This is a genomic window from Acidobacteriota bacterium, from assembly GCA_016184105.1.
In the GTDB taxonomy this organism is placed as follows: Bacteria; Acidobacteriota; Vicinamibacteria; order Vicinamibacterales; family 2-12-FULL-66-21; genus JACPDI01.
This window is the reverse complement of record JACPDI010000026.1, coordinates 1-24,673: the sequence shown is the minus strand read 5'-3', so window position 1 is coordinate 24,673 and position 24,673 is coordinate 1. Positions and strand designations below refer to the sequence as shown.

Sequence of the window (24,673 nt, the reverse complement as noted above, 5' to 3'; positions counted from 1 at the left end):
GACCACTGACCACTACAGGTGTCATGATCGATTCCCACTGCCATCTCGCCGACGCGGCCTTCGCCGGCGACCTTGCCGACGTCGTCGAGCGCGCCAGGGCCGCGGGCCTCGCGCACGCGCTCGTGATTCTTGCGGCGGGCGATGAGGCGGAGGGCACGCGGGCCGCTCGGCTCGCTGAGCTGTGGGACGGCGTGCGGTTCGCGATCGGCGTCCATCCGCACCAGGCGAAAGACTTCGCGGGGCGCGCCGGGGAGATCGAGGCGGTGCTCGAGGCCGCTCTCGCGGCCAACGCGCGGATTCGCGCCATCGGGGAGGTCGGCCTCGACTACCACTACGATTTCTCCCCGCGCGACGTCCAGCACGCGGTGTTTCGCGCGCAGGTGGCCTTCGCGCGCGATCGCGGGTTGCCACTGGTCATCCACACGCGCGAGGCGACCGCCGACACCTTCGCGGTCCTCCGGGAAACGGGGCAGGGGCGCGTGCGCGGGGTGTTCCACTGCTTCACGGGCGACGCCGCCATGGCGCGGGAGGCGCTCGCGATCGGGTTTCACATCTCCTTCGCCGGCATCATTACGTTTCCGAAAGCGCCCGAACTGCGTCATATCGCGGCCTGGGTGCCGGAAGGCCAGTTTCTCATTGAAACAGACGCACCCTATCTGGCGCCCGTCCCGCATCGCGGCAAGCGCAACGAGCCCGCGTGGGTGACCCGCGTGGCCGAGGTGATCGCCGAACAGCGCGGCGTGACGCGCGAGACGATTGCCGCCCAGGCGCTGGCGAATTTTTCCGCGCTCTTCGCGCCTTGATCGCCGCCCCTGAAGGGCGGCGCCTGCACGCGAGCCTGTGGACGCCGGTCTTCAGACCGGCGTAAGCGCTTGTTTCATTGACACTTCCGCGCATTGTTCAGTATCGTTTGAAAGCAGCCTTTGTGCAGAATTCACCTTCATCGCTTGACCTCGGGCAGATCTTCGAGCCGATTCGGGAAGACCTCGAAGCGGTCGAGCGTGAGTTCATCCGTCATATCGAGTCCCGCGTCGAGCTGATACCGCAGATCGGCCGCTACATCCAGGCGAGCGGCGGAAAGCGGGTGCGCCCGGCCGTTCTGCTCATGGCCGCGCGGCTTGCCGGCTACAAGGGGGGCAAGGCGGTGATGTACGCCTCGGTCGTGGAGGCGATCCACTCTGCCACCCTGATCCATGACGACATCGTGGACGAAGCGGAACTCCGCCGCGGTCGCGTGTCGGTGCACTCCCGCTGGGGGAGCGATGTCACCGTGCTGGTGGGCGACTACCTGTACATCAACGCGATGGCGCTCGCGCTCACCGTCGATTCGCTGGAGCTGGTGCGGCTGCTGTGCGACGTGACGCTGCGGATGATCGAGGGGGAGCTGTACCAGCTCACGAAAACCGGCGACGTGGACATCAGCGAGGACGAGCACTTCGACATCATCCGCCGCAAGACCGCGTACCTGTTCGGAGGCTGCGCGCAGATTGGCGGCGTGCTCGGCGGGGTCACCCAGGAACAGGAGCACGCGCTGCGCGAGTACGGCTTCAGCCTCGGCGTGGCCTTCCAGCTCGTGGACGATCTGCTGGACTTCACGGCCGAACAGGACGTGCTCGGCAAGCCGATTGGCGGGGATCTGCGCGAGGGCAAGGTCACCCTGCCCATCATCTACCTGCTCCAGCGCGCGCCGGAGGCGGATGCCCTGGTTCGCCGCGCCGTGCACGAGCGGGCCGTGGCGCCGGAGGACTGGCGCGAGATCCGCCGCCTGCTCGTCGAGCATCGTGCGGTGGATGCGGCGTACGAGAAAGCCACCGAGTTTGCCGCCATCGCCAAGCAGCAGCTCTCGGTCTTCCCGCCGTCGCCCGAACGCGAGGCCCTGCTGGCGCTGCCCGATTTCGTGCTGTCACGGGACCGGTGAACCCCGCCGAACGGATCGCCGCGCTTCGGGCCGAGATCCGCAGGCACGAAGACCTGTATTACCTCCAGCAGGCCCCCGAGATCGCCGACGCCGAGTTCGACGCGCTGATGCGCGAGCTCGATCGGCTCGAGCGCGAACATCCGGACCTTGTCACCGTTGACTCGCCGACGCAGCGCGTGGGCGGCCGCCCGGTCGAGGGCTTCGAGACCGTGGCGCACGCCGCGCCGATGCTGTCGCTCGACAACGCCTACAGCGAAGAGGAACTGCGCGCGTTCGACGACCGCGTGCGTCGCGGCCTGGCCGCGGCCGGACCGGTCGAGTACGTGGCCGAGCTGAAGATTGACGGCCTGGGCATCGCGCTGACCTACGAGAACGGCGCGCTCGTGCGCGGGGCGACCCGCGGCGACGGGACGTTCGGCGAGGACGTCACGTCCAACGTGCGCGTCATCCGCGCGATCCCGCTGTCCATCACGGCCGGCCTGCCGGGGCGGCTGGAAATCCGCGGCGAAGTGTACCTGCCGCGCAGGGCGTTCGAGCGCATCAACAGGGAACGCGAGGCGAACGAGGAGCCGCTCTTTGCGAACCCGCGCAACGCCGCGGCCGGCGCGATGCGGAACCTCGATCCCCGTCAGGTCGCCCGGCGCGGGCTCTCGGCGTTCGTGTACGAGATGGTGCCCTCCGGGCCGGCCGCCGCCGCGCCGTCGCGGCACGCCGACATGCTCCACCAGCTGCAGGCCTGGCGGTTGCCGGTCGAGCCGCACTGGCGCGTGTGCAGCGGGATCGACGAACTGCTCGCCTTCACGCACGACTGGGATGAGGCGCGACAGGCGCTCGACTTCGATACCGATGGCGTCGTCGTGAAGGTGAACGACCGCGCGGCGCGCGACCGCCTGGGCGCCACCTCGAAGTTCCCGCGGTGGGCCGTCGCCTTCAAGTTCCCCGCGCAGCAGGCGACCACGCTGCTGAAGACGATCGCGGTGAACGTCGGGCGCACTGGCGCAGTCACGCCGTTCGCGGTGCTCGAACCGGTGAAACTGGGGGGCTCGACCATCTCGCTCGCCACCTTGCACAACGAGCAGGAAGTGGCCCGGCGCGACATCCGGGAGCGCGATACGGTGATCGTGGAGAAAGGGGGAGACGTCATCCCCAAGATCGTCGCGCCGATTCTCTCGAAGCGGCCCGACGATTCGACTCCCTGGCGGATGCCCCGGACCTGTCCGGCGTGCCAGTCCGACCTGCGGCGCGAGGCGGAAGAAGTGGTGTGGCGCTGCATGAACGCATCCTGCCCGGCGAAGCTGCAGCGGGGGTTGATGCACTTTGCGTCGCGCCGGGCCATGAACATCGAGGGGCTCGGCGAGTCGCTCGCCCGGCAGCTCGTCGAGTCCGGCCTCGTCCGGAGCTACGCGGATCTTTACCACCTGAAGGATGACCCGCAGCGTCTCATCGACCTGGAGCGCATGGGCCGGAAGTCGGCGGCCACGCTCCTCGACCAAATCGATCGGAGCCGCGGCAGCGAGCTGTGGCGGCTGGTCTACGGGATCGGCATCCGACACGTCGGCGAGCGTGGCGCGCAGGCGCTCGCCGCATCGTTCGCGTCGATGGAGGACATCGAGCGGGCACCCGTCGAGGCGCTCGAGACCATTCGGGACATCGGTCCGGTGGTGGCCAGGTCCATCCGGGCGTTCTTCGACGAGCCCCGGAACGTCGAGGTGGTCCGCGCGTTGAACGAGGCGGGTGTCAACATGACCGGCACGCCGTCGTCGCCGGTCACGCACGGCCCCCTCACCGGCAAGACCCTGGTGCTGACGGGCACGCTCGCGGCAATGACGCGCGAAGAGGCCGAAGCCGCCATCGCGGCGCGCGGCGGCAAGGTGAGTGGCTCGGTGAGCAGGAAGACGAGCTACCTCGTGGCCGGCGCCGACGCGGGCAGCAAGCTCGAGAAGGCGCGGGCGCTTGGGGTGCCCGTGCTGACCGAGGATGAGTTCAAGGCCCTTATAATGAAAGCGTGACGTCCGGACCGGGCGCCCGCAGGTGAAGAGAGCGTGAAGAAATTCACGATTGTGACGTTGGGGCTCGTCGGCAGCGTGACGTTCCTGCTGGGATTGATCGCCGCCGGCACCGTTGCGCCGGCGCGTGTGGTGTCCGACTTCCGCCCCGCCGTCGTCACGCCGCCCGCGCCGGCCGCGATCGAGCCCGCGGCCGCCATCCCCTCGCCGCCCTCACCCATCGTCAGCTTCGCGGACGTAGCGGACCGCACGAACGCCGCGGTCGTCAACATCGATGCATCCGCCGTCGGCGGCCCTTCGACCCGCCCGGGACGCCGCGAGTCGGACGACTGGCTGGATCGGCAGGACGAATCCGAGTCGCGCCAGGGGGCGGGCAGCGGCTTCATCATCGACCGCGACGGCTACATCCTGACGAACCATCATCTCGTGGACGGCGCGGAGCGCATCGTGGTCACGCTGGCCGACGGCCGCGCGTTCCGTGCGGACCTGATCGGCGCCGATCCCGCGATTGACGTGGCGCTGATCCGCATCCCTCCCTCGCCGAGCCTCCCGGCGGCGACTCTCGGTGACTCCAGCTCGCTGCGGGTCGGCGAGTGGGTGTGCGCCATCGGCAATCCGCTCGGCTACGTGCACTCGGTCACGGTCGGCGTGGTCTCGTTCATCGGCCGCAAGCTCTTCGATCGCAGCCTGGACGACTACATCCAGACGGACGCTGCGATCAACTTCGGCAACAGCGGCGGCCCGCTGATCAACTCGCGGGGGGAGGTGGTCGGCATCAACGCCGCCATCAGCTCGCGCGCCAACAACATCGGCTTTGCGGTCCCCATCAACCAGGCGCGCGCCATCCTCCCGCAGCTGAAGACGCGCGGCCGGGTCTCGCGCGGGTACATCGGCGTCATGCTGACCGACGTCACCAGCGAGCTGCAGCGCTCGCTGGGCCTCACGGTCAATCGAGGCGCGATGGTGCAGGACCTCAAGCCGAACTCGCCCGGCGAGCGGGCGGGCATCAAGCCCTACGACGTGATCACGGCCGTGGACAGCCGCGACATCTGGAGCAACGACCAGTTGATTCGCGAGATCTCCGCGCGTGCGCCCGGCACCGCGACGCGCCTGCACGTCGTGCGCGACGGACGGGGACGCGACGTACTCGTGAAGCTCGCCGAGCGTCCGCCGAACGAAGCCGACGACGAGGACACCGAACCGGCGGACAGGCGGGTCGGGTCGGCCCCGCCCATCACCCCCGAGCGCCGGATCGGCTTCTTCGTCCGGGAGCTGGACCTGCCGTTCCTGCGCCGCCTCGACATGCCGGGCGGGCTGCGCGGCGTCGTCGTCACGAGGATCGATCCGGCGGGCCCCGCGTTCGGCTCCGAGCTGCGGCGCGGGCAGATCATCATCGAAATCAACCGCCAGCCGATCGCCTCGGTCCAGGATTTCAACCGCGTCGTGTCGTCGTCGCGCGCGGGGGACGTCCTGGCGCTGTACCTGTACGACCCGGCGGTCCGCCAGAAGTCGCTCGTGACGATCGCGCTCGACACTCCATGAAGACACGCGTCCTGGTCATCGACGACGAGGCTGGCATCCGCGACCACATGCGGATGATCCTCGAATACGAGGGATACGAGTGCGTGGTCGCCGCGCTCGCGGAAGAGGGGATCGCCGCCTTCGAGAAGGAGGCCCCTGACGTCGTCTTCCTGGACGTGAAGATGCCGGGGATGGACGGCATCGAGGCGCTGCGGCGCCTCCGCGAGATCAACGACCAGGTGCCCATCGTGATGATCTCCGGCCACGCCTCGATTCAGACCGCGGTTGACGCGACGAAGCTTGGCGCGTTCGATTTCATCGAGAAGCCGTTCGGCACCGAGCGGGTGCTCGTCACGATCAGGAACGCCGCGGCGCAGTTCTCCCTGAAGCAGGAAAACCAGGAGCTGGTCCGCGGCGTCGAATCGCGGTACCAGATGGTCGGCGCGGCGCCGTCCTTGCGCAAGGTGCAGGACGCAATCAAGCGGGCGGCGCCGACTGGCGCCACCGTCCTCATCCTCGGCGAGAGCGGCGTGGGCAAGGAGCTGGTGGCGCGCGCCATCCACCGGAACAGCCTGCGCGCGAAAGAGCGGTTCGTCCAGGTGAACTGCGCCGCGATTCCCGAGGAACTGATCGAGTCCGAGCTGTTCGGCCACGAGAAGGGATCGTTCACCGGCGCCGCCGACAAGCAGATTGGCAAGTTCGAGCAGGCGGACAAGGGCACGATCTTCCTCGACGAGGTCGGGGACATGAGCGCCAAGACGCAGGCCAAAGTGCTTCGCGTGCTCCAGGAGGGAGAGGTCGAACGGCTGGGGTCCGCGAAGACGATCAAAGTGGACGTGCGCGTCATTGCCGCCACCAACAAGGACCTGGAGGAGGAGATTGCGAAGGGGACCTTTCGCGAAGATCTGTATTTCCGCCTCAGCGTCATCCCGATCCAGGTGCCGCCGCTGCGGGAGCGCGCCGACGACATCCCCGCCCTCGTGTCGCACTTTGCAGAGCAGTTGAGCCGGGACAACAACCGCCGCGCGCCGAAGTTCACGCCGCAGGCCGTGGAGTTCCTGAAACAGCAGCGCTGGAAGGGGAACATCCGGGAGCTCAGGAACGCGATCGAGCGCGTGGTGATCATGGCCGACGATCGTGTCGACGTGGAGGACCTGCGCGATTTGGTCCGGCTTGAACCTCGGGGGGCCGCAGGCGATAATAATGAGGTTCGAGGTGACGCGCGTTCGGGCACCCTTCGCGAGTTCAAGGAGAGCACCGAACGTGCGTTTCTTGTTGAGAAGCTCCGCGAGCACGCGTGGAATATCTCGAAGACCGCGGAGGTCATCGGGACTCCCCGAAGCAACCTGTACAAGAAGCTCGAGCAGTACAACATCCGCCAGGAAACGGATGGTTGAGCTCTTTCACAATTTCCGCCGCAGCAGGCCAGACGATCGCCGCGCTGAAGCGCCCGCAAGGGCGCGACGGCGGGGAGGAAAGTCCGAACTCCGCAGGGCAGTGCGCCGGCTAACTCCCGGTCAGGGCAACCTGAAGGATTAGTGGCACAGAAAAAATACCGCCCCGGCAAGTGGGGCAGCTGCAGGTAAGTGGGACAGTCACACTTTTCGCTGAGACGCCGGAGAAAAGTGTGACTGTCCCACTTACCTGTGTGACTGTCCCACTTGTCGAGGTAAGGGTGAAAAGGTGCGGTAAGAGCGCACCGCGTCTCCGGTAACGGGGACGGCAGGCAAAACCCCGCACGGAGCAAGACCAAATAGGGAGGCGCTACAGGACGGCCCGTCCGAAGCCTCCGGGTAGGTCGCACGAGCGCGCCAGCGATGGCGCGCCTAGAGGAATGATCGTCGCGCCGAAGCCCGCCGAAGCGCCTCCGAAAGGAGGCGCAGGGGCGGGTGGAGGCGGACAAAATTCGGCTTACGGCCTGCTGCGGCGGAAACCGTCTATGCGTCCTCTCGATCCCACGATTCTCGCCCACGTTCCGCTGTTCACCGGCGTCGCACCGACAGTACACGCCGACGTGCTGTCGCACGCCCGGTTGCGCGTTGTTCCCGCCGCCGGCCATTACTTTCACGAGAGCGACCCGGCCACCCATTTCTACGTGCTCACCGAGGGTCGGCTGAAGATCACGCAGCTCACGCCGGAAGGCCACCAGGTCATTCACATGATCCTCTCGGCCGGCGAGCCGTTCGGAGGCGTCGCGGCGCTGGGTGAGGGAACCTACCCCATCACGGCCGAGGCGGTGGAGGACTGCGTCGCGCTCTCCTGGGATGCGAAGGCGATGGAGGGGCTGATGAAGAAGTATCCCGACATTGCCATCAACACGGCGCGGTTCCTCGCCCGCCGTTTTCACGAGCTGCAGGTGCAGCATCGGCAACTGATGACCGAGCGCGTCGAGCGCCGGGTCGCCCGCGCGCTGCTCAAGCTCGCCGAAAGCAGCGGCCGCAAGGTGGAGTTGGGGGTCGAGATCGACTTCCCGCTGTCCCGCCAGGACCTGGCCGAAATGACCGGCACGACGCTCTTCACCGTCAGCCGGCTGCTGGCGTCCTGGGACGAGCAGCAGATCATCACCGCCGGCCGCCAGCGCGTGACCATCCGCAATTCCGACCGCCTGCTTGCGATCGCCGAAGCGTAGTTGGCTTCTGGGTGCTGGGTTCAAGGCGCTGGGTCCTGCGAGCACTGCGCACCCAGAACTTTCCTGTGGTTGCGCTACCGCAAAGACGCCCCCGCATCCTCCCGCTACGCTGGACCTGTCAGGAGGAGATCACACATGTCCATCACCCCAGAAACGCTCGTCGGCGAACTGGCTGCCGCCCAGCCGGCGTCCATCCGCGTGTTCCAGCGCTACGGCATCGATTTCTGCTGCGGCGGCCGGAAGCCCCTCGCGGAGGTCTGCGCCGAGCACCGCGTCGATTTCACCGAGCTTGCCGCGGCCATTGCGGGCGCCGAGCTGCCGCGCGACGACCGCGACTGGTCCGACGCGCCGCTGGGCGAGCTGGCCGACCATATCGTCGCCCGTTACCACGATACGCTGCGCCAGGAAATGCCGCGCCTCGATGCGATGGCCGCCAAGGTGAACGACGTCCACGGCGCCAAGCTGCCGGGGGTGTTCCCGGCGCTCGTCACGACGCTGCGGGGGCTCATCGAGGAGCTGCAGAGCCACATGGGCAAGGAGGAGGCGATCCTCTTCCCGACCGTGAAGGAGCTCGAGGCGGCGAAGATCGAAGGGCGCGGCCCGCGCACGCGGTTCCCGCTCGGCGCGCTGCACATGCCGATCTCGGTGATGGAGCAGGAGCACGAGCAGGCCGGACAGGCGCTCGAGACGCTGCGCGCGCTCACCGGCGGGTACGAAGTCCCGGAGTGGGCGTGCAACACGTTCCGCGGCCTCTACAGCGGCCTCGCGGAATTCGAGCGTGACCTGCACGTGCACATCCATCTCGAGAACAACATCCTCTTCCCCCGGGCGATGCGCCTCGAACGGGAGTTCTGATCGTGCAGAAGACTCTCGTGCTCGGCGCGATTGCCGCGGTGGTCGGCTTGAGCGGATTCGCCGTCGGAAGTGCACGCCAGTTCGATGCGAAGGGCGCCGGTCAGCCGGCGCCCACCTTCGAAGTGGACGGGAAGATCTTCGGCACGCCGGAGGCGAAGGTCTTCACCGAGCAGTACGACGGACCGGCGGTCTCCGGCGACTACGTGACGATGGCCCCGTACGTGGCGCCGCTGCCTCCCGGCAATCGAAGGCACCAGGTGCGGATGGACGTCGTCGTCCAGACGGTGGAGGTGGCGCCCGGCGTCAGATACCAGGCATGGACGTTCGGCGGCACCGTTCCCGGCCCCGTCCTCCACGTGCGCGAGGGGGACCGTGTCGTCTTCACGATGAAGAACCGGTCCGCCGAAGCGGTCAAGGTGAGCCGGCCCGCGAAGGACGCGACCGCGCCCTTCTACGAGCAGCTCGCCGAGTCCGGCCGCACCGGTGAGCCCGGCGTGATGCCCATGCCGCATTCGATGGATTTTCACGCCGGCACCGTGTCGCCCGGCGACAAGTGGCGCGTGATCCAGGCGGGCGAGACGATCCAGATGGAATGGGTGGCGAACTACCCGGGCGTCTTCACGTATCACTGCGGCGCGCCTCCCGTGCTGCAGCACGCGGCCATGGGCCAGTACGGCGTGGTCATCGTGTCGCCGAAGGACGGCTACCCGTCGGACGCGGACGTGGACGCGGAGTACGTCATCGTCCAGTCCGAGCTGTATCTGAAGGAAGGGCCCGGCGGTCTGCACGTGCTCGACTACCAGGCGGCGATGAACAAGCAGCCCTCGCTCGTGGTGTTCAACGGGCACCGCGACTCGATGATGACCAGGCCGCTGAAGGCTGATGTCGGCGACCGCGTGCGGTACTATGTGCACAACGTCGGGCCGAGCGATACCTCCAGCATGCACGTCATCGGGGCGATCTTCGATCGCGTGTTCTACGAGGGGGGCGTGAAGAACGAGTCGCGCGGCATGCAGACGGTGCTGCTCGGCGCCAGCAACGGCGCCGTGCTGGAGTACATCGTGCCCGAGCCGGGGAATTACATCCTGGTCGACCACGAGTTCGCCGACGCGATGAAGGGCGCCATGGGCAAGCTCGTCGCGGGCACGATGTCGCCGGCGGTCACCGCCGCGAGCGTTCACGGCGGACATTAATCACGCAGGGGGAATGTTGATGCGTATTCGTATGGCACTCGCGGGGCTCGCGCTGCTGGCGCTCCCCACCCTGGCTGCGGCACAGCAGCCGCGCACCATTGAGATCAAGGGCACCGACGACATGAAGTTCAGCGTCACCAGCATCACGGCGAAACCGGGCGAGCGGATTCGCATCGTGCTGGTCGTCGCCGGCAACATGCCGAAGATGGTGATGGCCCACAACTGGATCCTGCTGAAGAAGAACGTCGATCAGCCGGCGTTCATCAACGCCAGTGCGCTCGCCCGCGACACGGGCTTCATCGCGCCGGCCCAGAAGGCGAACGTCCTCGCCGCGACGGCGCTGGCGGGCGCCGGGGAGAAAGTGGAAGTGACGTTGACCGCGCCGAAAGTGGCGGGGGCTTATCCGTACGTCTGCTCGTTCCCGGGGCACTGGGCCGCGGGCATGAAAGGCATTCTTACCGTTCAATAGCGTGTCGTCGCCGGTCTTCAGACCGGCGGCGATCGGTCCCGGTTTCAGGTAACATCTCTGGCGCGGTCCTCCGGGGCCGCGCTTTTTCTTTCCAGGAGGTTCGATGCGGCGGAGGACCCTCATCGCGACGATGGCGGCGCTGGCCACGACCGCGGCGCTCGCCCAGCAGCCACCGGCGGCCGGCCAGGCTCGGCCGCGTCCCGGGCAGGGACAGACACCGGAGTGGCCGCCGCCGAGCATCCGCGAGTACAAGCCGAAATCGACGCTCGTCGTCCCCGGGCATCCGCGCCCCCGCGCGAAGTTTCCGGTCATCGACATCCACAGCCACCAGCGCACGCCCATCGCGCCGGCAGACTTCGACCGCGTCGTCGCGGCGATGGACCAGCAGAACCTGCGCGTCCTCGTCAATCTGAGCGGCGGCTCGGGCGAGCGGTTGCGGCAGGGTCTCGACGCGATCCGCACCAGCCCGCACGCCGATCGCATGGTGCTCTTTGCGAACGTCGATTTCAGCGGGGGTGTCGGTCCGGGTTTCGGGCAGAAGGCCGCCAGGCAACTCGAAGCCGACATCAGGGCGGGTGCGCTCGGACTCAAGATCTACAAGGACCTGGGCATGTTCGTGAAGCGCGCCGACGGCAGCCGCGATCCGCTCGACGACCCCGAGCTGGATCCCATCTGGGAGACCTGTGCGCGGCTGAACGTGCCCGTCCTGATCCACACCGCGGAGCCGCAGGCGTTCTTCGACCCGATCGATTTCACGAACGAGCGGTGGCTCGAGCTGGCCCTGTTCCCCTCGAGACGGCATCAGGAAGGCGTCCGCTCCGAGGAGCTGATGGCGGAGCGCGATCGCATGTTCGCGCGCCACCCGAAGACCACGTTCATCACGGCGCACATGGCGTATCACGCCAACGATCTCGCTCGGCTCGGCGCGCTGCTGGACCGGCTGCCGAACGTGCACACCGAGGTCGCGGCGATCCTGGCCGAGCTCGGCCGGCAGCCGCGAACCGCGCGCGCGTTCTTCGTGAAATACCAGGATCGGATCCTGTTCGGAAAGGACAGCTTCCAGCCGGACGAGTACCCCTACTACTGGCGGACGTTCGAGACGGCGGACGAGTACTTCGACTATTACCGGGATTACCACGCGTTCTGGAAGCTCTACGGGATGGACCTGCCGGACGCCGTGTTGAAGAAGCTGTATTACGGCAACGCGCTCAGGATCGTGAGAGGATTGCCCGCGAGCGGGTTCCCCGCGTCGTAGAGAGCACGGTTATTGCTTGGTTGATTTCCGATGGCACATTTCCTCGTGACCGGCGGCGCCGGCTTCATTGGATCGCACCTCGCCGAGGCGCTCGTGCGCCGGGGCGACCGCGTGCGCGTGGTGGACAACCTCGCCACCGGCAAGCGCTCGAACCTCGCGCACCTTGGCGGCGATGTCGAGTTCATCGAGGGGGACCTTGCGGACCTCGAGGTGGCCCGCCGCGCGGTGGAGGGGTGCGAGTTCGTGCTGCACCAGGCCGCGATTCCCTCCGTGCCGCGGTCGATCGCCGATCCGATCGCGTCCAACCGGGCGAACATCGACGCCACGCTGAACCTCCTCGTCGCCGCGCGCGACGCGCGCGTGCGCCGTGTCGTCTATGCCGGTTCGTCTTCGGCGTACGGCGACACGCCCACCCTGCCCAAGCGCGAGGACATGCCCACCGGTCCGCTGTCGCCCTACGCGCTGCAGAAACTGGTGGGTGAGCTGTACATGCAGCAGTTCACGCGCCTGTATGGCCTGGAGACCGTGACGATCCGGTATTTCAACGTGTTCGGCCCGCGGCAGGACCCCTCATCGCCGTACTCCGGCGTCATTTCGCTCTTCGTGAGCGCCCTGGTCGACGGGCGGGCGCCGACCATCTATGGCGACGGCGAGCACACGCGCGATTTCACCTACGTGGCCAACGTGGTGGACGGCGTGCTTCGCGCCTGCACGGCGCCGGCCGCGCGCGGGGAAGTGCTCAACGTGGCGACCGGAGGCCGGGTGTCGCTCAATCAGCTGTTCCGGGCGATCCGGGATCTGACGGGGGCCGAGGTGGAACCCGTCTATGCCGAGCCGCGCCCGGGCGACGTGAAGGACTCGCAGGCCGACATCAGCAAGGCGCAGGACATCCTCGGCTACCGGCCCATCGTGCCGTTCGAGGAAGGGCTGCGGCGCACGCTGGAGTGGTACCGGGCGTCGCGCGCCACCGCGACCGCCTGAGCCCCCGGGCGTCAACGGGTTCGGCCGATCTCCGCAATTCCGGCGGCACGCGTGGACGCCGGCATCGGCCGCGCTTGGTACTCGCGGCGTTTGTGGCTAGAATCCGGTCGCGCCTCGCGCCGCGACCCCGGCAGCGGCATGGGCACGGCAGTTGAAGCCTTGGGTCGTACGGGTCGGGATCTGCCGGTAACCCGGCAGTCGGCCCTTTCAACCAGGAGAGCCACCTACATGACACGTGCAATACGATTCCTCCTGCTCGGTGCCGCCGTCGCGTTCGCCGGCGCGTTCACCGTCAGCGTCGCGGCCCAGGAGCCGAAAGCGCCCGGGGTCGTGATTCTGAAGGGCAACCCGCAGGGCGGCGTCAAGTTCGACCACAAGGCCCACCAGGCGTTGGTCGGAGACAAGTGCGACACCTGCCATCATGCGTCGAAGACCGAGAAGCCGCTGAAGGCGAAGCAGCAGAAGTGCCAGGACTGCCATACCGGGAAGACGGCCACGGCGCCGATGAAGACCGCCGCCCGCGCCGCGTTCCACGATCCGATGGCCAAGAAGGGCACCTGCGTGGACTGCCACGTGAAGCAGGCCGCGGCCGGGAAGAAAGTGCCGGCCAAGTGCGCTGACTGCCACAAGAAAGAGAACGTCTAGCCGTCGCGCGTTCCGGGGACCGGTTGTTCCGGTCCTCGGACGCCGCATCAGAGCCTGCGGTTCGTCATGGCGGTCTTGACGCCATACCCGTTTCCCGCCCTCGTCCGCCGCGCGTTTCGCGAACTGCAGCACCGCCACGCGATCTTCGACCTGCCGGCGCGCAGCTTCGTCCTCGGTGACCCGTCACGAGATTTCAGCGTTCGGTTTCACGGCCGTCGCGCGGCGTCGCCCTTCGGGCCCGCCGCGGGCCCGCAGTCGCAGCTCGCGCAGAACATCGTGCTGTCCTGGCTGGCCGGCGGGCGGATCATCGAGCTGAAGACCGTCCAGGCGAACGACCGGCTGACCATTGCGCGCCCCTGCATCGACATGCAGACGGTGGGCTTCAACATCGAGTGGTCCCAGGAACTCCAGCTGCAGCAGTCACTCGAAGAGTACGTGAAGGCCGCGATGCTCGTGCGGATGCTGGCGGCGAGCGGCCAGCTGGCGCTCGCGCCCGGCTTCGGCGAAACGATCTACGACGTGTCGGTCGGCTACGACTTCAACGGGATCACGAGCGCGCGCGTGCAGGCGTTCATCCGCGGGATGCGCGACGCCTCGGCGACCGTGGAGCGGCTCCGATCGCAGATTCCGGATGAGTACCGGCAGCATCGCGACCTCGACTTTCCTGCTTGCATCTCCCGCACCGTGACGCTCAGCACGTTTCACGGGTGCCCGGCCGACGAGATCGAGCGGATCATCGATCACCTGCTGCGCGAGCACCGGCTGCACTGCATCGTGAAACTGAACCCGATGCTGCTCGGCAGGGACGAGACGCGCTGGATCGTGAACGAGGCGCTCGGCTACACCGAGCTGCGGATTCCCGACCGGGCGTTCGCGCGCGAGCTGACGTGGGACCAGATGACGGGGATGGTCGAGCGCCTGGGGGCCACGGCCGCCTCGCTTGGCCTCGGCTTCGGCGTCAAGTTCACGAACACGCTGGTTGTCGAGAACCACCGCGATTTCTTTCCGTCGAGCGAGACCGACATGTACCTGTCGGGGCCGCCGCTCCACGTGCTGGCCATGCGGCTGGTCGCACGGTTCCGGGAGCGCTTTGGCGACCGGTATCCAATCTCGTTCTCAGCGGGGATCGACCAGCACAATTTCGCCGACGCGGTCGCCCTCGGCCTGGTGCCGGTGACCTCGTGCACGGACCTGCTCAAGACGGGCGGGTACGCGCGCGCGCGCCGGTACTTTCAGAACCTGGCGGAGCGCATGGACGCGGCCGGCGCCCGCACGATCGAGGAATTCAGCAGGCATGCCCCGGCCGCGGCCGCCTACGTCGAGCGCCTCTTGCAGGATCCGCGCTACCACGCGGCGCAGAACCGTAAGGCGCCTCACAAGATCGGCCGGCGCCTGATCCTGTTCGACTGCATTACGTGCGATAAATGTGTGCCGGTCTGCCCGAACGATGCCAACTTCACGCTCGCCCTTCCCGCCGCCGAGCTACCGGTCGCCAAGGCGCGCCGCGAGGCCGGGGTGTGGGTGGTGCGGGAAGAAGGGCGCGTCGCGCTGACCGAGCGGCACCAGATCGGGAACTTCGCCGATTTCTGCAACGACTGCGGCAACTGCGACGTGTTCTGCCCGGAAGACGGCGGCCCCTATGTGCTGAAGCCGCGATTCTTCGGAAGCGAAGAGGGGTGGCGCCGCGTCCCGCTGCAGGATGGCTTTTACGTGGAGCGCCGGCAGGAGCGCGATGTCGTGCTGGGGCGGTTTTCCGGCACGGAATACCGGATGGCGATCGCCGGCGGGCGCGTGTCATTTGCCGGCCCGGGCTTTGAGGTACATTTTGACGAACACGACCCCGTCGGATCGATGCACGGCGACGCCGAGACCGAGGTTGATCTCACATACTTTGAAATCATGAACCGGCTCCGCACCGCGCTCTTCGCGCCGCGCGAAGTCAACTACGTCAACTGCCTCTCTTCCCATGCCTGACAACCGGCACGCCGACATCGCACGCCTCGCCGAGCGCTTCACGGGCGACATGGTGCAGTTTCTTCGCGACATGATCGCGATTCCATCTGAGAGCGCCGAGGAAGCGGGCGTCATCGAGCGCGCCCGCACGGAACTGCAGAAGGTGGGTTTCGACGAGATCAAGATCGACGGCCTGGGCAATATCCTCGGCCGCATGGGAGACGGTCCCAGGGTCATTGCGCTCGACGCGCACCTCGACACCGTCGGTGTCGGCGATCCCTCCACCTGGAAACGGGATCCGTACAAAGGGGAACTGCGCGACGGCACCGTCTACGGCCGCGGCGCCGGCGACCAGGAAGCCGGATTCGCGGCGGCGGTGTATGGAGCGAGGATTGCGAAGGACCTCGGGCTCCTCGAGGGCTGCCAGCTCTGGGTCACGGGGACCGTGATGGAGGAAGACTGCGACGGCCTCTGCTGGCAGTACATCCTCCGGGAAGGCGTGCTTCGCCCCGACGTGGTCGTCATCACCGAGCCGACCAACATGGGCGTGTACCGCGGACACCGCGGGCGGATGGAGATCGAGGTCCGCACGCAGGGCCGCTCGGCCCACGGGTCCGCGCCAGAGCGCGGCGTGAACGCCGTGTACAAGATGGCCGGGATCATCGCAGACGTCGAGCGCCTGAACGAGCGCCTGCGCGACTCGGCCGATCCCACGCTCGGCAAGGGGAGCGTGACGATTGCGGACATCCGGGCGACGTCCCCCTCGCTCTGCGCCGTGGCGGACAGCTGCACGATTCATCTCGACCGGCGCCTCACGCGCGGCGAGACCCTCGAGAGCGCGGTTGCGCAGATCGAGGCGCTCGAGAGCGTCCGGCGCGCGGGGGCAACCGTGACCGTGCTCGAGTACGCGCGGCCCGCCTACACAGGACTCACGTATCCGACCAAGAAGTACTATCCCACCTGGTATCTCGACGACGGGCATCCGGCCGTGGCGGCCGCGGTGAGCGCCGCCGAGCAGGCCCTCGGCGCGAAACCGCGCGTGGCGCACTGGGGGTTTTCGACCAATGGCATCGCCACCTGCGGGATGTTCGGCGTGCCGACCGTGGGGTTCGGGCCCGGCGACGAGATCTACGCGCATTCGCCCGACGACCAGTGCCCCGTGGCCCACCTGACCACCGCCGCGCGCTTCTACGCGGCATTCCCGCAGGCGTTCCTCAGGAACTCACGATGACCCACGCTGCGCTTCGCGCGAAGATTGACTCGCTCGGCTCGCTCAATCCGAAATTGTTCAACCGCGACTTCCTGCTCACGTGGCAGCACGACGACCAGGCGCTGCATTCGGTGCTGCAGGCGGCTGACATCCTGCAGGACCTGACCCGGCTCAATGCATCCACGCGTGTCTTCCCGCGCGGGCTCGGGCTGTCGATCTTCCGTGACAAGTCCACCCGCACGCGCTACGCGTTCCGATCGGGATGCAACCTGCTCGGCCTTGCGACCGAGGAACTCGACGAGTCCACGTCGCAGATCTCTCACGGGGAAACGGTGCGGGAGACCGCGACGATGGTGGGGTTTCTCACCGAAACGATCGGCATCCGCGACGACATGTTCCTGGGCGAGGGACACGAGTTTATGACCGAAGTGGCCGGCTCGCTCGACGACAGCTTCCAGAACGGGGTGCTCGCGCGGCGACCGGGGGTGGTCAATCTGCAGAGCGACCTGGACCATCCCACGCAGAGCATGGCGGACCTGCGGCACCTGGCGAATGTCTTCGGCGGCCTCGACGCGCTGCGCGACAAGAAGATCGCCATGAGCTGGGCGTACTCGCCGAGCTACGGCAAGCCGCTCTCGGTGCCGCAGGGAATCGTGGCATTGGTGGCGCGTTTCGGCATGCACGTGGTCCTGGCGCATCCGCCGGGCTATGACCTGGTGGACGAACCGCTCGAGGCGGCCCGGAAGTACGCGAAGGAAAGCGGCGGATCCTTCGAGATCGTGGACTCCATGGGCGCCGCCTTCGAGAACGCCGACATCGTCTATCCGAAGAGTTGGGCGCCGGCCGAGATCATGCGCGAGCGAACGCGCCTGCTCCGCGGCGGGCAGAAGGACAAGCTCGCGGACCTGGAGCGACAGGCGCTCGAGAACAATGCGAGGTTCAGGAACTGGGAATGCGACGATGCGCGCATGAAGCTCACGCGGAACGGGCGTGCGCTGTATATGCATTGCCTGCCGGCGGACGTGACCGGGGTCAACTGCCAGGCCGGCGAGGTGTCGCGCGACGTCTTCGAACGGGCCCGCTTCGATACCTATCGCGAGGCGGGCTACAAGCCATTCGTCATTGCCGCGATGATCCTGGCGCTGCGGTTCGAGGACCCCGCCGCGGCCTTGCGGGAATGCCTCGGGTGAGTGCCCGCCCGCGGCACATCCCGATCCCACAGGCGAACACTCCGGGCGCCAACCCTCGCGTAGAAGCCATCTTTCCGCGAGGTTCCGCGGCATGCGTCTTGGTTGTGGACGATTGCGTCTCTTGACTGCGAGGCACTGATGATCGCGTTCCTGCGTGATCTTCGCCACGCCGCACGGGCGCTTCGCGGAAGCCTGGGCTTCACGGCTGCCGCGGTCGCGACCATGGCGGTGGGAGTGGCTGGCACAGCCGCGATGTTCAGCATCGTGAACGCCGTCCTGCTCGCGCCGCTGCCGTTTCCCGGCTCGGAGAGGCTGGTGGCGGACGGCGGCGTTCGACGGGATGCGCCGGCCGACCTGCGGGGGGCGTCGCTGAACGAGCTGCAGGACTGGCGCGAGCAGAGCGGCGCGCTGGAGTCATTCGCCGCGTGGCGCGACTGGGGCATGTCGAGGCACGACGGGGCGGAAGGCGAGCCGGTGTACGCCGCGATCGTCACGCCTGAGATCTTCCAGCTCCTCGCCGTGACGCCTCAACTCGGGCGGTTGTTCCGGCCGGACGAAGACCGGCCCGGCAGCAACCGCGTGGTCGTCATCAGCGATGGTTACTGGCGCGAGCGGTTTGGGGGCGACCGCACTATCATCGGGCGCACCCTCGTCCTCGAGCGCGGACCCCGGGCCGCGTACACGATCATTGGGGTGCTGCCGCCGCACGTCTCGGAACTTCCGTCCTTCGAGGATGTGGAGCTGTTCGCTCTTTCGTCGATCGATCCCGACGCCGCCATCGGGCGTGACATCCGGAACCGGCGGGTGCTCGCGCGCGTGCGGCGTGGCGCAGGCATCGAGGAGGCCCGCGCCGACATGACCGTGATCGCGGCGCGCCTGGCGCGCCAGTATCCGGACACCAACGCCGACTGGGACATTGCCGTGCGTCCGCTGATCGAGCAGGAGGTGGGTCCGATCGGTGGCGCGCTGCGCGCGCTGTTCCTGGCCGTCGGGTTCGTGCTCGTCATTGCCTGCGCCAATGTGGCCGCCCTGCAGCTCGCGCGCGCGCTCGTGCGGAGGCGTGAGTTCGCGGTGCGCCAGGCGATTGGCGGCAGCCGGTTCGACCTCGTGCGGGCATTGGTCGCAGAGGGGCTCCTCCTGTCGCTCGCCGGCGGTGCGGCCGGCGTGATGCTCGCCTCCTGGCTCGTGGACGCGATGCTGGCGGCCGGCCCCGCCATCCCGAGGGTCCGCGATGTGGCGGTGAGCGTGCCCGTCCTGGGGCTTGCGCTTGCCGCCTGCACGGCGGCTGGCCTGGCTGTGGCGCTGCCCGCATCGCTGCTGGCCACGCGGCTCGACGTCGTGCGAGGGCTGAAGGAAGAGAGCGGCTCTCTGCCGAACGTCCGCGCGTACCGGTGGCGTCTCGGCTTCGTGGGCGCCCAGATCGCCATGGCCCTGGCCCTGCTGACCGGCGCCATGCTGGCGGCCCAGACCTTCATGGGGATCCTCACACTGCGTCCCGGGTTCGATCCCGTGAACCTGGCCATGGTGTCGGTTTTCACGCCGCTCGAAAGAAAAGGAGCCGAAGTGGCGGCCGGCTACGCGCGGGCGATCGACGAGATCCGGGGAATTCCCGGCGTCCGCTCTGCGAGCGCAGTCTCCGGTGGTCCACTCTTCGGCGGGCCCGAGACGATGGAGCTTCGAGTCGACGACGGCTCAGGGCCGACCGCTTCCGGACCGGCAAGGTATTTCAACGTGGCGCCCGGCTACTTCCGCACGCTCGGCGCGACGCTGCGACGCGGCCGCGATTTCACCGCGCAGGACCGGGCTGGCGCTCCCGCCGTCGCGATCGTGAACGAGGCATTCGCCCGCAAGTACGTGACCGCCCCCGATCCGATTGGCGCGCGAGTCGTGTCCGCGCGCGGCGGCGGCGCGGTGACGATCGTCGGCGTCGCCGGCGATCTCCTGCAGGAGTTCCGCGCGGCAGTGCCGCCGCAGCCGGAAGTCTACTTCCCCTACGCGCAGTCGCCTCGGTGGGCCACCTATCTCGTCGTGCGTGCCGACAACCTGGAGGCGGCGCTGCCGGCCATCCGGGAGCGCGTCCGCACCGCGGACCCGTCGCTGCGGGTGGGATCGCCGCTCCTGATGGCCGAACGGATCGCGCGGTCCTCGCGGGCACCGCGGTTCACACTGTTGCTGCTGGGCACGTTTTCGGGAGTTGCCGTGCTGCTCAGCGCAATCGGCGTGTACGGGCTCGTCAGCTACTCGGTGGCGCAGCGGACTCGTGAGGTTGGCGTGCGGGTCAGCCTTGGCGCGCAGAGCGGGCACATCATCCGGTTGTTTGTGAAAAGCGGTCTGGTGGCGGTGGCCGCCGGCAGCCTGGTGGGGCTGGCGGGAACGGTGGCGATCAGCCGCCTGATGGCCGCGGCGTTGCCGCAGATGGACGAGCTCAGGCCCGGCGCCGCGCTGTTCTCCTGGACGCTCCTGGTCGGCGTCGCGGCGCTGGCGTGCTACCTGCCCGCGCGCCGCGCGCTGCGCATCGATCCCATGCAGGCGTTGCGCGTGCAGTAAGCCGCCGCGTGCCCCGGGACGGTCACCGCCGGATCCCGGAAAAGATGACGGCGATGTTCGCCTCGGCGGTGATCACACCGCGGGCGCGCAGGTCAAACAGCCCCGCGAGCCCCGCCGAGCCGGTGTGATCGACGTTGATCCCCGTCGTCTCGCGGGCGCACGCGTTGGCCGCGACCAGCGTGGCTTCATCCACCACCACCGGCCGTCCGCCACTTTCCAGCATCCCGCGCACCACCGCGAGCCAGTCGTACGTCTCGTCGTCGAGGATGCCGTGCGCGATGCTGCGCGGCTCTGATTCCCACGGCCACATGAACTCCGGCCGGTGCGTGGCCGCATAGCGAACCGCCTCGTCGAGGCCGGTGCAATGCGCGCGTCCGGCCACGCGTTCATACGCGCGCGCGAGCGGCGCCGCAGCCCTCGTCTGCATGGTGTAGATCCGAGGCCCGCGCCGGAGCCGGCCGAGGGCAACCGCGCGATCGAAGCCCTGGATGCACGCGCTCGCCAGCGCGCCGCCCCCCACTTGCACGACGAGACCGTCGAGTTCCGTGCCGCCGGCCTGATCGATCATTTCGTACGCGAGCGTCTCGCCCCCCTCGATCGTGAGCCCGTTGTCCGGCCCCTGGCAGCAGAAGGGCAGGGCTCCCTCGGCGAGCGCCTCCTTGAAGCGGAGATAGCAGGGGTCCCCGATTTCTCCCGGCCGGCGAGGACAGACGACGAGTGAAGCGCCGAGATCGCGCAGCCGTTCGACGACGCCAGGATCGGCATCAGGCGGAATGAACGCGTGCAGGGTCCATCCCGCCGCGCGTGCCACCACCGCAGCCGCCAGCGCGGCGTTGCCGCAGCTGGCGATCGCCAGCGAATAAGTGGGACAGTCACACTTTTCCCGCTGATCCGCGCCGGGAAAAGTGTGACTGTCCCACTTATTCGCCACCAGGTGCAGCATGATCCCGGCAAGATGCCGCCCCTTGTGCGAGCCTGAGACGTTGCCGGTCTCGTCCTTCACCCAGACGCCGCCGCGCGGGGAGAACCCGAGCGCATCGGAGAGGGCGGCGTGGCGGCTGAACGGCGTGACCCTGAATCCATGGCCCGCGACCGTGGCCACCGCGCTGTCCAGTCGCTCGACGCGCTCGACGTAGTCTGCATCGGACGCGCCCGCCGTACGGGCCACGTCGTACGACAAGAGCAGCGTGCGATAGCGGACGAACGGGTTGTTCTCACCTCCGGCCGGCCACGGTGGCGCCGTATCGCCCAGCAGCTTGGTGACGACATGATCGGCATCCGGCAACGCGCCGGCCGAGGGGCACCGAAACGGCGGGGGAGCGACGCCGCTCGCTGAAACCGACGTGCCGCACGCTGCGCATACCAGCCGGAACGCTGCCATCAGATCGCGGCCTCGACGCCCACCTCGCGGTTGAACTCCGCGATCATCTCGTCCCATTGCGGCACGGTACGGCGCAGCCTCTTCCAGAATGCCGGTGAGCGGCGCGCCTCGAAGTCCTCGATGGAAACGCCCTGCTGCTCGACCCAGGTGTAGTACCCCAGGTTGAAGATGCGATCGCGGTCGCGCGCGCTCAACTCCAGCAGATGATCGGTGGAGACGCCGGCCAGGTGCTCGCCGAATGTCTCGCCGGCCGCGAGCGCGTCGAACGTCCCGCCGAAGTGCTTCTTGACCGCCTTCTGCCGCTCGGTGCCGTACATCATCGCACCGTCGGTCGCGACGGTGACGACCAGATCATCGGGGCCGAGGTCGAAGTACTTCGCCACCTTGATCGAGGCCACGACGTTGCAGATGCTGGACAAGCCAAGAGACGACAGCCGGTTCACCAGTTCGGGCGCCACCCCGCGGCGGCGCACGAGGTATTCGCGTCCCGCCGGCTCGTTGAACAGCAGTTCGAGCGAATCGGTGGCGCGGTCCGATACGCCCGCCACCACGTCGGTGTTCATCACGTTGTGGATGAGCGGCACGTGCTTGTCGCCGATGCCCTGGATGTTGTGCTCCCCGAATCCGTTGTACAGCAGCGTCGGGCATTCGAGCGCCTCGACCGCCGCCACGCGCGCGCCGCAGAACTCCTTCAGGTAATCGCCCGCCGCCAGCGTGCCCGCCGACCCGCTGGCCGACACGAACGCGGCCAGCGAGAGATTCGGCTCCGCCGCGCGCATCGATTCGACGATCCGCTCCATCGCACGGCCGGTCACGTGCCAGTGCGCCAGGTAATTCCCGAACTCGGAGAACTGGTTGAGAACCACGTTCGCGGGATCCTTCGACAGCTCCCGGCACGCGTCGTAGATCTCCTTGACGTTGCTCTCCGTGCCGGGCGTCCGCATGATGTCGCCCGGTGCCGTGACCCACTCTTCGAGCCACCGGAAGCGCTCCTCGCTCATGCCGGCGGGCAGAATCGCCACGCCGCGGCAGCCCATGATTCGCGAAATCGCCACGCCGCCGCGGCAGTAGTTGCCGGTCGACGGCCACAGCGCGCGGCGCGCCGTCGGATCGAAATGGCCCCGGACGATGCGCGGCACGAGGCAGCCGTACGCGGCCAGCACTTTGTGCGCATGAATCATCGGGAACCGATCGCCGAGCGCGACGACGATGCGTGCCCGGACGCCGGTAAGGGCTTGGGGCAGAACGATGTGTCCCGGAACGGCGGTCTGCCGGCGGCGCGACGCGTCGTTGAACCAGTGGACGCGGAACAGGTTGAGCGCGTGCGGCGCGTCGGGATCGACCGCCTCCAGCGCCCGCTGGATGCCTGGAGGAATCGTCGCAGGTTCAGCCAGCTGTGCGAAGGTGGGAAGGGTGATGCCTTTGTCACGGAATCGCTCCGCGGCGCGCCTGCGCACGGCGGCATCCACAGGGGTCGTATCGAAGCCGGTCTGAGTCACGAGTGCCTCTCGGTCCTTATGTGATGTCGGCCATCCGCCGCCAGACGCCGGGCGCGATCTCGCGCGCCTGCCGCCGGATTTCCTCGGCGTCGCCGGTTTGAAGCGTCCCATTGCGCACGACCACGCGCCCGCCGATCGTCAGGCGCGACACGTGGCCGCTCCCGTCGAACTCGCAGAGATCGTCAATGGGCCCTGAGAGTTCCGCGGCGAGCACATGTCCGGCGTCCGCCCGACCGAGCGCGACGCCGCGGTCCTCGCCGTGCCGCGCGCTCTCGTCGACCAGCGCCGCAACCTCTGCGCGCATGTCCGAGGGGAAGCCGTCAGTGCCAAGCGCCACCCGCATGCTGCATCCCAGGGCGCGGGGATAGCCCACCCCGTTGTTCCGGTTCGACCGCGGGTTCTGCACGATCCAGCAGCCGCACTGGTCCGTTTCGCGGACCTCGGCGTCGCCGAGATGGACGCCGTGCGCCAGGATCGACCCATCAGGCACCGCGTCGAGCGCACGCAGCCGGTTGAACGGGCCCGCGTAATGGCGCCCGATCGCGTCGTCCACCTCAACGCGGTCCTCCGCGACATGCACGTGGAGAACGGTCGCAAGCTCGGCGCAGAGCGACCCCGCTTCGCGGATCGTCTCGTCCGACACCGTGAACGGCGCATGGAGGCCGACGATCCCCTTCACGAGGGGGCGCGTGTTCGCCTTGATGAATCGGCGACACTCCGCAAGCCCGCGCCGTGCCTCGTCGCGGCCGCCATTCCGCTCGGTCGCCCCAAAGCAGAGCACGGCGCGGATCCCGAGCTCATCGCAGGCCTCCGCGATGACATCGAGCGAACCGTCGATGAAGTTCGGGGACTCGTGATGATCGATGAGCGTCGTGGTGCCGTGGAGCAGCGCCTCGGCGAGGTAGAGCCGGGCCGAGGCGCGGAGCGACGCCTCGTCGAGCGCCCGGTCGAGCCGCCACCAGATGCGCCCGAGGATCTGGACGAAGTTCTCCGGCGCGCGCTCGGGTGCCGGCATGCCGAACGGCGCCAGGCCGCTGTAGATGTGCGTGTGCGCGTTGACGAAGCCGCGGGCGGAAAGCCGCCGATCAGCGGCCATTGGTCCTGATCCGGCCCACGCTCATCGCACGAGCGGCCGGGGAGTCCTTCATCGGCAGCGTGCAGCGGCGGATGCCGTCGAAGGCCTCGAGGGCGCCGGCCACCGCGGCCGCGGTCGGCACGAGCCCGATCTCGCCGACCCCCTTCGCGCCGAACGGGCCTTCCGGCTCGGGCTCCTCGACGAGGATGACTTCCACGCCAGGCATGTCGCGCGCGCGAAGCACACCCAGCTCGCGCAGTTTCGTCGTCGCGGGCATGCCGTCGGGACAGGGGAGTTCCTCGGTGAGCGCGTAACCCAGGCCCATGTGGATCGAGCCTTCGATTTG

Annotated in this window: 20 protein-coding genes and 1 other RNA gene; 17 read left to right on the top strand and 4 right to left on the bottom strand. The window is 68.1% G+C overall.

The window, feature by feature from the left end; translation table 11 throughout:
- Positions 1 to 23 precede the first annotated feature (23 nt).
- The 17 genes from HYU53_09700 to HYU53_09620 all read left to right on the top strand — a co-directional run bounded on the left by HYU53_09700 (position 24) and on the right by HYU53_09620 (position 20,372).
- Positions 24 to 803, top strand: coding sequence for a TatD family hydrolase (locus HYU53_09700; GenBank protein MBI2221467.1), 780 nt, complete (start codon positions 24 to 26; stop codon positions 801 to 803).
- Between the two features lie 122 nt (positions 804 to 925).
- A complete protein-coding gene (locus HYU53_09695) occupies positions 926 to 1,918 on the top strand; it encodes a polyprenyl synthetase family protein (protein MBI2221466.1) in 993 nt (330 codons plus the stop codon).
- Positions 1,915 to 3,927, top strand: coding sequence for an NAD-dependent DNA ligase LigA (gene ligA / locus HYU53_09690; GenBank protein MBI2221465.1), 2,013 nt, complete (start codon positions 1,915 to 1,917; stop codon positions 3,925 to 3,927). The genes HYU53_09695 and ligA overlap by 4 nt, the downstream gene beginning before the upstream one ends.
- A gap of 33 nt (positions 3,928 to 3,960) precedes the next feature.
- Entirely contained in the window at positions 3,961 to 5,466 is a 1,506-nt protein-coding gene (locus HYU53_09685) for a trypsin-like peptidase domain-containing protein (protein MBI2221464.1), read from the top strand.
- Complete coding sequence (locus HYU53_09680; protein ID MBI2221463.1) at positions 5,463 to 6,842, top strand: sigma-54-dependent Fis family transcriptional regulator; 1,380 nt, start codon at positions 5,463 to 5,465, stop codon at positions 6,840 to 6,842. The genes HYU53_09685 and HYU53_09680 overlap by 4 nt, the downstream gene beginning before the upstream one ends.
- A gap of 20 nt (positions 6,843 to 6,862) precedes the next feature.
- Positions 6,863 to 7,374: RNase P RNA component class A (gene rnpB / locus HYU53_09675), an RNA gene on the top strand.
- 10 nt (positions 7,375 to 7,384) lie between these two features.
- Positions 7,385 to 8,074 carry a Crp/Fnr family transcriptional regulator gene (locus HYU53_09670; protein MBI2221462.1) on the top strand — a complete coding sequence of 230 codons (690 nt, stop codon included), beginning with the start codon at positions 7,385 to 7,387 and terminating at the stop codon, positions 8,072 to 8,074.
- A gap of 135 nt (positions 8,075 to 8,209) precedes the next feature.
- Positions 8,210 to 8,929: an iron-sulfur cluster repair di-iron protein gene (gene ric, locus HYU53_09665; protein ID MBI2221461.1), complete on the top strand. Its 720-nt coding sequence runs from the start codon at positions 8,210 to 8,212 to the stop codon at positions 8,927 to 8,929.
- A 29-nt stretch (positions 8,930 to 8,958) separates the two neighbouring features.
- Positions 8,959 to 10,122 (top strand): multicopper oxidase domain-containing protein, encoded by a 1,164-nt coding sequence (locus tag HYU53_09660; GenBank protein ID MBI2221460.1) that lies wholly within the window; start codon positions 8,959 to 8,961, stop codon positions 10,120 to 10,122.
- Positions 10,123 to 10,141: 19 nt separating this feature from the next.
- Positions 10,142 to 10,591 (top strand): azurin, encoded by a 450-nt coding sequence (locus tag HYU53_09655; GenBank protein ID MBI2221459.1) that lies wholly within the window; start codon positions 10,142 to 10,144, stop codon positions 10,589 to 10,591.
- A 130-nt stretch (positions 10,592 to 10,721) separates the two neighbouring features.
- Positions 10,722 to 11,846, top strand: a complete 1,125-nt coding sequence (locus HYU53_09650; GenBank protein ID MBI2221458.1) for an amidohydrolase — start codon at positions 10,722 to 10,724, stop codon at positions 11,844 to 11,846.
- A 30-nt stretch (positions 11,847 to 11,876) separates the two neighbouring features.
- The gene (locus HYU53_09645; GenBank protein ID MBI2221457.1) at positions 11,877 to 12,827 is read left to right on the top strand and encodes an SDR family oxidoreductase; all 951 of its coding nucleotides are present in this window, start codon (positions 11,877 to 11,879) and stop codon (positions 12,825 to 12,827) included.
- Between the two features lie 228 nt (positions 12,828 to 13,055).
- The gene (locus HYU53_09640; protein ID MBI2221456.1) at positions 13,056 to 13,472 is read left to right on the top strand and encodes a cytochrome c3 family protein; all 417 of its coding nucleotides are present in this window, start codon (positions 13,056 to 13,058) and stop codon (positions 13,470 to 13,472) included.
- A gap of 66 nt (positions 13,473 to 13,538) precedes the next feature.
- Complete coding sequence (locus HYU53_09635; GenBank protein MBI2221455.1) at positions 13,539 to 15,446, top strand: glutamate synthase; 1,908 nt, start codon at positions 13,539 to 13,541, stop codon at positions 15,444 to 15,446.
- Entirely contained in the window at positions 15,439 to 16,656 is a 1,218-nt protein-coding gene (locus HYU53_09630) for a YgeY family selenium metabolism-linked hydrolase (protein MBI2221454.1), read from the top strand. Before HYU53_09635 ends, HYU53_09630 begins: the two co-directional genes overlap by 8 nt.
- Complete coding sequence (ygeW, locus tag HYU53_09625) at positions 16,653 to 17,825, top strand: knotted carbamoyltransferase YgeW (protein MBI2221453.1); 1,173 nt, start codon at positions 16,653 to 16,655, stop codon at positions 17,823 to 17,825. The genes HYU53_09630 and ygeW overlap by 4 nt, the downstream gene beginning before the upstream one ends.
- Before the next feature lie 138 nt (positions 17,826 to 17,963).
- A complete protein-coding gene (locus tag HYU53_09620) occupies positions 17,964 to 20,372 on the top strand; it encodes an ABC transporter permease (GenBank protein MBI2221452.1) in 2,409 nt (802 codons plus the stop codon).
- A gap of 22 nt (positions 20,373 to 20,394) precedes the next feature.
- Here HYU53_09620 and HYU53_09615 read toward each other — a convergent pair whose 3' ends face one another.
- The 4 genes from HYU53_09615 to HYU53_09600 all read right to left on the bottom strand — a co-directional run.
- Positions 20,395 to 21,753 carry a pyridoxal-phosphate dependent enzyme gene (locus tag HYU53_09615; protein MBI2221451.1) on the bottom strand — a complete coding sequence of 453 codons (1,359 nt, stop codon included), beginning with the start codon at positions 21,751 to 21,753 and terminating at the stop codon, positions 20,395 to 20,397.
- The gene (locus tag HYU53_09610) at positions 21,753 to 23,252 is read right to left on the bottom strand and encodes a pyridoxal-5'-phosphate-dependent protein subunit beta (protein MBI2221450.1); all 1,500 of its coding nucleotides are present in this window, start codon (positions 23,250 to 23,252) and stop codon (positions 21,753 to 21,755) included. The genes HYU53_09615 and HYU53_09610 overlap by 1 nt, the downstream gene beginning before the upstream one ends.
- 16 nt (positions 23,253 to 23,268) lie before the next feature.
- Entirely contained in the window at positions 23,269 to 24,348 is a 1,080-nt protein-coding gene (locus tag HYU53_09605; GenBank protein ID MBI2221449.1) for an amidohydrolase family protein, read from the bottom strand.
- Positions 24,338 to 24,673: molybdopterin-dependent oxidoreductase (locus HYU53_09600; protein ID MBI2221448.1), on the bottom strand; the 336-nt coding region annotated here is incomplete at its 5' end. The genes HYU53_09605 and HYU53_09600, both read right to left, overlap by 11 nt.